Origin of the sequence: Bradyrhizobium zhanjiangense, from assembly GCF_004114935.1 — a bacterium.
GTDB lineage: Bacteria > Pseudomonadota > Alphaproteobacteria > Rhizobiales > Xanthobacteraceae > Bradyrhizobium > Bradyrhizobium zhanjiangense.
The window spans coordinates 1,890,730-1,902,173 of the sequence record NZ_CP022221.1 but is presented as its reverse complement, the minus strand read 5'-3'; the positions used below and the strand labels follow the sequence as shown (position 1 = coordinate 1,902,173).

General features: G+C 65.7%; 8 protein-coding genes. 6 read left to right on the top strand and 2 right to left on the bottom strand.

Translation table 11 applies throughout. The features are described from left to right. Window positions 1–225: 225 nt before the first annotated feature. The gene (locus XH85_RS09130) at window positions 226–1,935 is read right to left on the bottom strand and encodes a glycosyltransferase family 39 protein (protein WP_245473544.1); all 1,710 of its coding nucleotides are present in this window, start codon (window positions 1,933–1,935) and stop codon (window positions 226–228) included. Between the two features lie 424 nt (window positions 1,936–2,359). Here XH85_RS09130 and XH85_RS09125 point away from each other — a divergent pair, with 424 nt between their 5' ends. The 4 genes from XH85_RS09125 to XH85_RS09110 all read left to right on the top strand — a co-directional run bounded on the left by XH85_RS09125 (window position 2,360) and on the right by XH85_RS09110 (window position 6,353). Beyond that, a complete protein-coding gene (locus tag XH85_RS09125; protein ID WP_128931634.1) occupies window positions 2,360–4,090 on the top strand; it encodes an adenylate/guanylate cyclase domain-containing protein in 1,731 nt (576 codons plus the stop codon). Between the two features lie 333 nt (window positions 4,091–4,423). Then, complete coding sequence (gene sorA, locus XH85_RS09120) at window positions 4,424–5,623, top strand: SorA family sulfite dehydrogenase catalytic subunit (protein ID WP_128931633.1); 1,200 nt, start codon at window positions 4,424–4,426, stop codon at window positions 5,621–5,623. A 12-nt stretch (window positions 5,624–5,635) separates the two neighbouring features. After that, the gene (sorB, locus tag XH85_RS09115) at window positions 5,636–5,944 is read left to right on the top strand and encodes a SorB family sulfite dehydrogenase c-type cytochrome subunit (protein WP_164940371.1); all 309 of its coding nucleotides are present in this window, start codon (window positions 5,636–5,638) and stop codon (window positions 5,942–5,944) included. A 208-nt stretch (window positions 5,945–6,152) separates the two neighbouring features. After that, window positions 6,153–6,353, top strand: a complete 201-nt coding sequence (locus XH85_RS09110; protein WP_008563500.1) for a cold-shock protein — start codon at window positions 6,153–6,155, stop codon at window positions 6,351–6,353. Between the two features lie 173 nt (window positions 6,354–6,526). On the opposite strand, the gene XH85_RS09105 is transcribed toward XH85_RS09110, so the two are convergent. Further along, complete coding sequence (locus tag XH85_RS09105) at window positions 6,527–6,988, bottom strand: Lrp/AsnC ligand binding domain-containing protein (RefSeq protein ID WP_025032087.1); 462 nt, start codon at window positions 6,986–6,988, stop codon at window positions 6,527–6,529. 114 nt (window positions 6,989–7,102) lie between these two features. On the opposite strand from XH85_RS09105, the gene putA reads away from it, so the two are divergent. Beyond that, entirely contained in the window at window positions 7,103–10,102 is a 3,000-nt protein-coding gene (gene putA / locus XH85_RS09100; RefSeq protein WP_128931631.1) for a bifunctional proline dehydrogenase/L-glutamate gamma-semialdehyde dehydrogenase PutA, read from the top strand. A gap of 115 nt (window positions 10,103–10,217) precedes the next feature. After that, window positions 10,218–11,423 carry a CaiB/BaiF CoA transferase family protein gene (locus XH85_RS09095; protein ID WP_128931630.1) on the top strand — a complete coding sequence of 402 codons (1,206 nt, stop codon included), beginning with the start codon at window positions 10,218–10,220 and terminating at the stop codon, window positions 11,421–11,423. The last annotated feature ends 21 nt before the right edge of the window (window positions 11,424–11,444 follow it).

Here is an 11,444-nt window from a genome sequence, read left to right as displayed (position 1 = left end):
ATTTCGCGGGGACCACCCGCGAGGTTGCTCCGCCTCTCCCGCTTGCGGGAGAGGCCGACGCGTCCCGGGCGATGCGAAGCATCGTCCCGAGCGCGGCGGGTGAGGGCTCTCACCGCACTGGGATCGCCTCCGCAATTCTCGACAATCCCGACGCGGAGGCACCCCCCACCCCAGCCCTCCCCCGCAAGCGGGAGAGGGAGCCCACTGCCGATGCCGAAGCATTATTCACGCCATATGCGATAGCCCTACCCTGGAGGGGGAGGGTCGGCTCACATTGAGCGGAGCGAAATGTGAGACGGGGTGGGGTGACGGTCTCGCCACATCCAACAGTGCCCGAGTGGAGAGATCACCCCACCCCGCTCGCGCTGCGCGCGATCGACCCTGCCCCTCCAGGGGAGGTAAGAGAAACCGCGCGAGCCTCGCGCTGAATTCTCCCGCCAGCACGCGCCACTGAAACAGCGGCGAATCCTTCGGAGGCGATAGCTCCGGCGTCCAGCCGGTGAGCTTTTCCAGCACATAGGTGTCCATCACGCGCCCACGCCAGCGGCGCTCGACCTGGCCAAGCGGCTCGCGTTTCGCCGGGATGCTCTCCCATAGCGATGATCGATTGTCCGGCTCCCGCCCGACATAGATGCCGGCGTTGCCCTGGATCCGATCCATGCCGGGATCGCGGAAATCCTGGAAGCGGCCGCGCTCGTTGATCTCGACGACGGGCACGCGGCCCCTGAACAGCCAGCGCATCATGGCGTAGGTGCGATAGTCCGTGGTGGCGATCCAGGTCGCGCCGGTCTCGTCCAGCGCGGCCTGCGCGCGCGCGGCGACCTGCTCGTAGCCGGCTTCCGCGCCGATCGGGTCGATCTTGCCGAGCAGATTCCAGGGCGCGGCGACGTAGTAGAGGAACACGATGACGACGAAGGCGATGCCCGTGGTGATGGATGTCCTGGCCCAGAACGCCGACGATCTGAGCGTGCGCGCCGACCATCCCTCCTTCCTCATCGTTGCGAGGTTCACAGCCGCGGCGGCGAAGCCGACCGGCCACATGAACATCGGCCAGGTGTCGCCGACCCGAAGCGTCATCGACTTGACCAAGAAATAGAGAAACGGCACCAGCACCGCGGTCGACAACAGGATCGCGACCGGCTCGCGCCTGCGATAGCCGCGCCATGCCGTCAGCACCAGGCCCGTCAGCACCACCGGCAGCATCACGAAGCCGACCAGGCCGAATTGCAGGCCGATGTAATCGCCGATGGTGCGCAGCGAGATGCCGTAACTGGCAGTGGCGCGCACGCCCTGGAAGCGAAACGAGGCCCAGTCGTGCTGCGCATTCCAGATCAGCACCGGCGAGAACACGAGGGTCGCGACCAGCACCGCGAGATAGGGATAGGGGCTGCGTAGCCAACGCCAGCGCCAATCTGGCACGAGTAGAAAAGCTGCCACGGCGGGCGCGAACATGATCGCGGTGAATTTCGACAGCATCGACAGACCCGCGAACAGGCCGGCCGCGAGCCACCAGCGTCCATCGCCGCTTTGCGCGAGCCGCACTAGCGACCACATCATCGCCACCGCAAACGGGATCATGGCGACATCGGGCGCGACCTTGGCCATCAGCAGGCCGTAATAGAGCGCGGCCTCCGGCATCAGCACCGCGATCATGATCGCTCGTGCGTCATGGGTGAGACGGCGAACGATGTCGGCGAGCAGCAGCTGCGTCACCAGCATCGCGACGATGCCGCCGAAGCGGACGCCAAGCGCGGTGTCGCCGAAGATCGCAGTGCCGAAGCGAATGAGCCAGGCGACGCCAGGCGGATGATCGAGGAAGCTGAGCGCTGCCTCCTTCGACCAGGTCCAGTAATAGGCCTCGTCGGTGCGCAACTCGATCGCGGAGGCGTAGACGATGCGCAGCACGGTCATCGCGGCGATGATCGCTGCGGCCATCACGAAGGGCCGGCGCGCGGCGTCGCGGAGGGGCACGGTGATGTCAGGGGCTGTCGTCACGGCCGCGCTTTTCGCCAACCTGGGAGGGGGAGTCAATGCGGGCCGCCACCGTCGTCCCGGGCAAGCGAAGCGCAGACCCAGGACCCATAACCACAGGGTGGAGTTTGGCGAAGACTCGGAGTTACCAGCCCGTCGCACAACATCTTCCTGTGATTATGGGTCCCGGATCGGCGCGCGCTTGGGGCGCGCTTGTCCGGGACGACGGCGGAGCGGAAGGACGCGGAATGGTGGGCACGGCGCCAAGGCGCCTTTGCCCACCCTACGATTCCGTAACCTTGCCGCGCATGTGACCACACAACCTGTCCAGCCCTGGAATTAAACGCTACGCTGGCTGTTCTCTTTCATGAACTGATACAACCGAATCATGGCCACCGCTCCCATACAGATGTCCGTCGTCCGTGCCACCAGCGTGCGGCAGGTGCGGCTTATCTGTGGAATCATCCTGTTCTCCTACGTGGTCAGCCATTTCCTCAACCATGCGCTCGGCAACATCTCGGTCGATGCCATGGAGGCCGGGGTCTACTACCACACCCTATTCTGGCAGTTCCTCCCCGTCGCGATCGTGTTCTACACGGCCGCACTCACCCATATGGGGCTCGGCCTTTACGCGCTGTACCAGCGCCGGCAGTTCCGCTGGCGGACGATCGAGCCGCTCCAGCTGGTGCTGGGCTTGAGCATCCCCGCTTTGGTCATGGCGCATGTGATCGGGGTGCGGCTCGGCCAGACGCTGTACGGACACCAAAAGCTGTATCCGCAGGAACTCTATCTGTTCTTCGTCGCATCGCCCGGCCGGCTCTGGCAGATGACGATCCTGCTTCTGGTTGCCTGGGTGCACGGCTGCATCGGCATCTTCTTCTGGCTTCGCCTCAAGCCGTTCTTCACGCGCGCGGCACCCTATCTGCTCGCGGCGGCCGTGCTGATCCCGACGCTGTCGCTGCTCGGCATCTATCAGGGCGGCCGTAGCATCGCCGTCGAGAGCGACGATGGAGAATGGCGTACGCACAATCTCACCCGCCGCCAGGTCGGCACGGTCGCGGAAGGCAATACGCTCGACCACATCACCGGCGGCCTCACCGTCGGTTATTTCGGCCTGCTCGGACTGGCGCTGGCGGCGCGCGGCGTGCGCGCGTTGCGCGAACGGCGCGGCGGCATGATCGCGTTGTCCTACGGCAACGGCAAGACGGTGCGGGTCCCCAAAGGGCTGTCGGTGCTGGAAGCGAGCCTGCGCCACAATGTACCTCATGCCAGCGTCTGCGGCGGCCGCGCCCGCTGCTCGACCTGCCGCATCCGCATCATCGGCGATCACGGCGCCCTGCCCGAGCCGTCGCAGCGCGAGGCCTTCGTGCTGACCCGCGTCGGCACCAGCGATCCCTCGATCAGGCTCGCCTGCCAGCTGCGGCCGACGTCGGATCTCTCCTTCTTTCAGCTCTTCACCCCGCACACACTCTCCGCGAATGCGCAGGCTTCGACGCCCGCCAGAATTGGCCAGGAGCGCTATCTCGTCAGCCTGTTCGTGGACATGCGCGGCTCGACGCAGCTTGCCGAGAAGCGGCTGCCGTTCGACACCGTCTTCATCGTCAACCGCTTCCTCGGCGCGGTGTCGCAGGCGGTGATCGAGAACGGAGGCCAGCCGAACCAGTTCGTCGGCGACGGCATGCTGGCGCTGTTCGGGCTGTCGGCCGATCCGCAAGAGGCCTGCCGGCAGGCCCTGAAGGCAGCCGCGGGGATCGCCACGCATATCGACGAGCTCAATGGGCTCCTGAGCCACGATCTGCGCCAACCGATCCGTTTCGGCATCGGCATCCACGGCGGCGAGGTCATCATTGGCGACATCGGCTATCGCGATCACATCGTCTTCACCGCGCTCGGCGATGCCGTTAACGTCGCCGCCCGCCTCCAGGACATGACCAAGACGCTGGCCTGCGAGGCGATCGTCTCGGAGGAAGTCCGCCGCACCGCCGGCCTTGTCGAGCACGCCCTGCCGCAGCAGGAGGTCGCGATCCGCGGCCGCGACGAGCCGATGGCGGTGCGCGTCATCGCGGATGCGAGGGAGCTGATGGCGCTGGTCGACGGGAGCGTGCGCGTCGCGGCGTAGCGCGCAAGCCACACGGAAGGTGCGCTCCCTCCCCCGCTTGGGGGGGAGGGTTGGGGAGAGGGTGCCTCGACAACGGGACAATCCCCCAGAGGAGAGAGCCCTCACCCGGCGCTCCGCGCCGACCTCTCCCGCAAGCGGGAGAGGTGGAGCGCACCGTCGCTGCCGTTACAACTCTAGTCCCTCTCATCACCACGTAACACCGGCCTGCTGCAACGCAGCGGCATGGGCTTGCTGCGAAAGCACGAATTGACTTCGTCCAAATCGTTGCAACAGATGAGCGCAGGATCGCGGTGATGACCGTGATCCAACGAAAAGCTCCGGGAGGGGACCAGAATGTTTGATCGACGCGACCTACTCAAGGGAGCGGGTCTTTCCGCACTTGCGGCCACACTGAGCTCAACCAAGGCGCTGGCCCTCGACACCGTCACCCTGCCCTTTGCCAACGGCGAACGGCCGCTGGTGAAGTATCCGCAGAAGAGGCCGATGATCAGCCTGACCAGCCGGCCGCCGCAGCTCGAGACGCCTTTTGCGATCTTCAACGACGGCCCGATCACGCCGAACAACGCGTTCTTCGTGCGCTATCATCTCTCCGACCTGCCCTACAATCTCGATCCCGACAAGTTCACGCTCGAGGTCAAGGGCAAGGTCGACAAGCCGCTGAAGCTGTCGCTGAAGGACATCAAGAAGATGAAGGCGACAGAGATCGTCGCCGTCAACCAGTGCTCGGGCAACAGCCGCGGCTTCTTCGAGCCACGTGTCGCCGGCGGCCAGCTCGCCAACGGCGCCATGGGCAATGCGCGCTGGCGCGGCGTGCCGCTGAAGGCGGTGCTGGAGATGGCGGGCGTGCAGGCCGGCGCCAAGCAGGTCACCTTCAACGGCATGGACGGCCCGGTCAACGACAAGACGCCCGATTTCATCAAGGCGCTTGATATCGATCACGCCACCGACGGCGAGGTGATGCTGGCCTATGGCATGAACGGCGAGGACCTGCCGTTCCTCAACGGCTTCCCGCTGCGCCTGATCGTGCCCGGCTATTACGGCACCTACTGGGTCAAGCACCTCAACGAGATCACGGTCATCGACAACGTCTATGACGGCTTCTGGATGAAGTCGGCCTATCGCATCCCCGATACGCCCAACAATGCAGTCGAACCGGGCACGGCGCCGAAGGCGACGATCCCGATCAACCGCTTCACCATCCGCTCCTTCATCACCAGCGTCCCGGACGGCGCCAAACTGAAGGCGGGAGCCACGACCCTGCGCGGCATCGCCTTCGACGGTGGCAAGGGCATCAAGGAGGTCCAGGTCTCCACCGACGGCGGCAAGACCTGGACCAGCGCCAAGCTCGGCAAGGATCTGGGCAAGTACTCGTTCCGCGAATGGAAGCTGCCGGTGAAGCTCGCCGCTGGCAGCCACGAGCTCAAGGTCCGCGCCACCGGCAATGGCGGCGAGACCCAGCCGGACACGCCGCGCTGGAACCCGGCGGGTTATTTGCGCAACGTCGTCGAAACCGTCCGCGTGACCGTGGCCTGAAGGAGAATGATCATGCAGCGCACCGTTCTCCTCGCCATCTCGCTCGCCCTCGTCGCCGCGATCGGTTCGGCACTTGCGGCGCCGGTCAATTACAAAACCCCGGACGAGGTCGCGGCGTTCAAGCCCGGGCCCAATCTCGAGGTCGTGCAGGGCAATTGCGGCGCCTGCCACTCGTCCGACTACATCGCCACGCAGCCGCCGATGAAGGACAAGAAGGCCTTCTGGCAGGCCGAGGTGACCAAGATGATCAAGGTCTATGGCGCACCTATCGACGATGCCGATGTCGCCAAAATCGTCGATTATCTGGCCGCGACTTATTGACGGATGGCGCGCGGCGTGCCGGCCATTTGACCGCGAAACGGGCAAAACCGGCAAAAACGCTGCGAAGTTGAGCGGAATTCGGCGAAACGCCGGTGTGGTTTGAGCTACCAAGCCTGCCACATTCCGCGTATCTTGTTAGGACCGAACCGGCCGGTTGGCGGGGACTGGCGGTTCGAGATCTCGGAGGAAGACCCGCGGAGAAGTCGTGATGGCTAAAGGTACGGTCAAGTGGTTCAACCCGACGAAGGGTTATGGATTTATCCAGCCTGCGTCGGGTGGCAAGGATGTGTTCGTGCATATCTCGGCAGTGCAGAAGGCCGGTCTGTCCACCCTCAATGAGGGACAGACGGTGGAATACGAAGAGATCGCAAACCGGGGCAAGACCTCCGCAGAGAACCTCAAAGTATAAGCCCGCGCCAGCCATTGCTGCCTCCCGGATCTGTCCGGGAGCGGGGCCAAAAAATTTTCAGAAGACGGCCAGTGCATTCGACGACAGGCGTTGCGATTGCACAAGGATAGCTATTTTTTCCGTGAAGACCGCTCATTCAACGCCACAGCAATGACAATCGCGACAGCACTTCGCTAACCCACCGGCAACGGTGCGTCGCGCTTGATCTCCTCCATCACCGCATAGGTTCGCGTCTCGCGCACGCCCGGCATCGACAGCAGGGTCTCGCCGAGGAAGCGTCGATAGGCGGTCATGTCTGCCAGCCGTGCCTTGACAAGATAGTCGAAGCCGCCGGCAACCATGTGACACTCCAGCACCTCGGGCGCGAGCTTCACGGCACGCGCGAAACGCTCGAAATTGTCGGGCGTTGTCTTGTCGAGCAGCACCTCGACGAACACCAACAGACCGAGGCCAAGCCGGTGCGGATTGAGCCGGGCGCCGTAGCCCTCGACAAAGCCCTCGCGCTGCAAGCGCTTCAGCCGCTCGCCGATCGACGTCGGCGACAGCCCGATGCGCTCGGCGAGCTCGACATTGGCGATGCGCCCATCCTCCTGCAAGATCGAGAGGATTTTCCGGTCTGTTCGATCAAGTTCCATATTTTGCGCGGCTAAACGGGTAATGACCTTCATTTTCTAAGGCAATTCGGTTAAATTGTCTATCGAGCTACGGTCACGCGGGCCTTATCCTGGATTTCAGCCACAGGACACGCTATGCCGAACATTCCGCCGCCTTTCTCCGCCCCTTACGCGCCAGATGATAGCGACATCGCCGCGCGCCTGTTGCCGGCGTCGCATCTATCCCCGCCGCAGGAGGCGCGGATCGACCGCACCGCGACGCGGCTGATCGAGGCAATCCGCAAGCGCGACGATCGGCTCGGCGGGGTCGAGGACATGCTGCGGGAGTTTGCGCTCTCGACCAAGGAGGGGCTCGCGCTGATGGTGCTGGCCGAGGCGCTGCTGCGCGTGCCTGACGCACGCACCGCCGACCAATTCATCGAGGACAAGCTCGGCGAGGGCGATTTCATCCATCACGAGACCAAATCCACCGCCTTCCTGGTCAATGCCTCGGCCTGGGCGCTCGGCATCTCGGCGCGGGTGATCCAACCCGGCGAGACGCCTGACGGCACCATCGGCCGGCTGGTGAAGCGGCTCGGTGCGCCGGCCGTGCGCACCGCCACGCGCCAGGCGATGCGGCTGATGGGCAATCATTTCGTGCTGGGTGAGACCATCGAGCAGGCGCTGGAGCGCGGCCGGCCGCGCTCCGGCCAGAAGCCGCGCTATTCCTTCGACATGCTCGGCGAAGCCGCGCGCACGGCGGCGGACGCCAAGCGCTATTTCGACGCCTATGCGAGCGCCATTGAGACGATCGGCAAGACTGCCGGCAACCATCCCCTGCCCGACCGGCCCGGCATCTCGGTCAAACTGTCGGCACTGCATCCGCGCTTCGAGGCGATCAGCCGCGAGCGGGTGATGCGCGAACTTGTGCCACTGCTGCTGGACCTCGCGCAGCGCGCGAAGGCCCATGACCTCAACTTCACCGTCGATGCCGAGGAAGCCGACCGGCTGGAGCTGTCGCTCGACGTGATCGCGGCAACGCTCGCCGATCCCTCGCTTGCCGGCTGGGACGGATTTGGCCTGGCGATCCAAGCCTACCAGAAGCGCGCGAGCGCGGTGATCGACTATGTCGATGCGCTGGCCCGCGCGCATGACCGCAAGCTGATGGTGCGGCTGGTCAAGGGCGCCTATTGGGACACCGAGATCAAGCGCGCGCAGGAGCGCGGGCTCGACGGCTATCCCGTGTTCACGCGCAAGGCGATGACGGACCTGAACTACGTCGCCTGCGCCTCGCAGCTTCTCGCCTTGCGGCCGCGCATCTTTCCGCAATTCGCCACCCACAACGCGCTGACCGTCGCGACCGTGCTCGAGCTTGCCGGGAAGAGCGGCGGCTTCGAATTCCAGCGCCTGCACGGCATGGGCGAAGCGCTCTACGAGCGGCTTGCCAAGGATCACCCCGACATCGCCTACCGCACCTATGCACCGGTCGGCAGCCACCGCGATCTGCTCGCTTACCTGGTGCGGCGGCTGCTGGAGAACGGCGCCAACTCCTCCTTCGTGGCGCAGGCGGCCGATTATCGCGTGCCGGTCCCGGCGCTGTTGCAGCGCCCGGCCGATGCCATCGAACGTCCGCAACAGGCGGCTCATTCCAAGATTCCGCTGCCCCGCGATCTCTTTGCGCCGGAGCGCCGCAATTCGCGCGGCGTCGAATTCGGTGAGCGTACCGCGCTCGACCGGCTGCTGGCCGACGTCAAGGCCGCAGCGGCCGATCTCAAGCCCATCACTGACGCGACGCCGGATCGGGCCAACGCAGCAGTGACTGCGGCGCGAGCTGGCTTTGCCGCCTGGAGCCGGACGCCGGCAGCTGCGCGCGCGGCGGCGCTGGAGCAGGCCGCGCATCTGCTGGAGAGCCGCAGCGCCCATTTCATCGCACTGCTGCAAGCCGAGGGCGGCAAGACGCTGGACGACGCGCTGTCCGAGCTGCGCGAGGCCGCCGACTTCTGCCGCTACTACGCCGCGCAGGGCCGCAAGCTGTTCGGCGTTGATGCCGCCATGCCGGGCCCGACCGGCGAGAGCAATGCGCTCGCTATGCGCGGTCGCGGCGTCTTCGTCGCGATCTCGCCGTGGAATTTTCCGCTCGCGATTTTCCTCGGCCAGGTCACGGCGGCGCTGATGGCCGGCAACAGCGTTGTGGCCAAACCCGCCGAGCAGACGCCGCGCATCGCGCGCGAGGCCGTGGCCCTTCTGCACGAAGCCGGCATCCCCAACAGCGCGCTGCATCTCGTCACCGGCGACGGCCGTATCGGCGCCGTGCTGACCGCGCATGCGGACATCGCCGGAATCGTCTTCACCGGCTCGACCGAGGTGGCGCGCGCCATCAACCGGACGCTCGCCGCCAAGGACGGGCCGATCGTGCCGCTGATCGCGGAGACCGGCGGCATCAATGCCATGATTGCGGATGCGACCGCGCTGCCCGAGCAGGTCGCCGACGACGTCGTGACCTCGGCGTTCCGTTCCGCCGGCCAGCGCTGCTCGGCGCTGCGGCTGCTGTTCGTGCAGGAGGACGTTGCCGACCGCATGATCGAGATGATCGCGGGCGCGGCGCGCGAGTTGAAGATCGGCGATCCCAGCGACGTCGCAACCCATGTCGGGCCGGTGATCGATCGCGAGGCCAAGCAGCGTCTCGATGCCCACATCGCGCGGATGAGGACGGAGGCGCGGCTGCACTTTGCAGGCCACGCACCGGAGGGCTGCTTCGTCGCGCCGCACATCTTCGAGCTCAAGGACGCCGGCCAGCTCACCGAGGAGGTGTTTGGCCCGATCCTCCACGTCGTCCGTTATCGGCCCGAGACCCTCGAACGTGTCTTGCAAGCGATCGAGCGCACCGGCTACGGGCTCACGCTCGGCGTCCACTCCCGCATCGACGACACCATCGAGGCGATCATCGATCGCGTCCAGGTCGGCAACATCTACGTCAACCGCAACATGATCGGCGCCGTGGTCGGCGTGCAGCCGTTCGGCGGCAACGGCCTGTCCGGGACTGGCCCCAAGGCCGGCGGCCCGCACTACCTCGCGCGCTTTGCGACCGAGCAGACCGTGACCATCAACACCGCGGCAGCCGGCGGCAATGCTGCGTTGCTTGCGGGGGAGGAGTGAGGCCCTGCGCCCGGCGCCGTTGCATCCCGCGGAAACATCGGTCTAATGCTCCCACGATGGGCTCGCGCCAATTCCAGCGTGCGGGAAACCACAAGAGCGAGGGAGCAACGCCGCGATGGAAAAGGGCATTTTTGCGGGGCTGAAGGTTCTGGACTGCGCGAGCTTCATCGCAGCGCCCGCGGCCGCGACCGTGCTGTCGGACTTCGGCGCCGACGTCGTCAAGATCGAGCCGCCCGGCACCGGGGATCCCTACCGCAATCTGCCGAACCTTCCGGGCTATCCGACCGGCGAGCACAATTTCGCCTGGCTGCTGGAGGCCCGCAACAAGAAGAGCATCGCGCTCGACCTCTCCAAGCCGGAAGCGCAGGCCGTGCTCTACAAGCTGGTGGCGGAGGCCGACGTCTTCATCACCAACATGCCGCCGCCGGTGCGCGCCAAGCTCGGCATCACCTATGACCATCTCGCCCATCTCAATGACCGGCTGATCTACGCCTCCTTCACCGGCTATGGCGAGAAGGGCGAAGAGGCCAACAAGCCCGGCTTCGACAGCAACGCCTATTGGGCGCGCTCCGGCCTGATGGACCTCGTCCGCGCCGATACCGATACGACACCCGCCCGTTCGGTCGCCGGCATGGGCGACCATCCCTGCGCGATGGCGTTCTACGGCGCCATCGTCACCGCGCTCTATCAGCGCGAGAAAACCGGCAAGGGCTCGCATGTCGCCTCCAACCTGATGGCGAACGGGGTGTGGGCCGCGAGCGTGCTGGCGCAGGCAAAACTCTGCGGCTCCAAGTTCGGCGAGCGGCGCCCGCGCGAGCGCGCGTTGAACGCGGTCGCCAACCACTACCAGTGCAAGGACGGCCGCTGGCTGATCCTGTCCCTGCTCAACGAGGAGCGGCAGTGGCCGACGCTGGCGCGCTGCCTCGGGCGCGAGGATCTGATCGACGATCCCCGCTTCATCACCAAGGCCGACCGCCACGCCCGCTCCGTCGAGCTGATCAAGATTCTGGACGCCACTTTCGCGACCAAGGATCTCGCCGAATGGCGCAAGATCCTCGACGGCAATGGCCTCGTGTTCGGCGTGGTCGCCATTCTCGACGACATCCCGAACGACAAGCAGATGCTCGACAACGAGGTGCTGGTGCCGTTCGAGAACGACACCATGCTCACCATCAACAGCCCGATCTGGATCGATGGCGCCAGAAAGGTCCAGCCGCGCAAGCCGCCTGCCGTCGGCGAGCACAGTGACGAGATTTTGCGCGGCGCGGGATACGACGAGGCGGCGATCAAGCAGCTGCGGGCGAAGGGGGCGGTGGGGTAAGACCGAGTCGCTCGCTCCGAA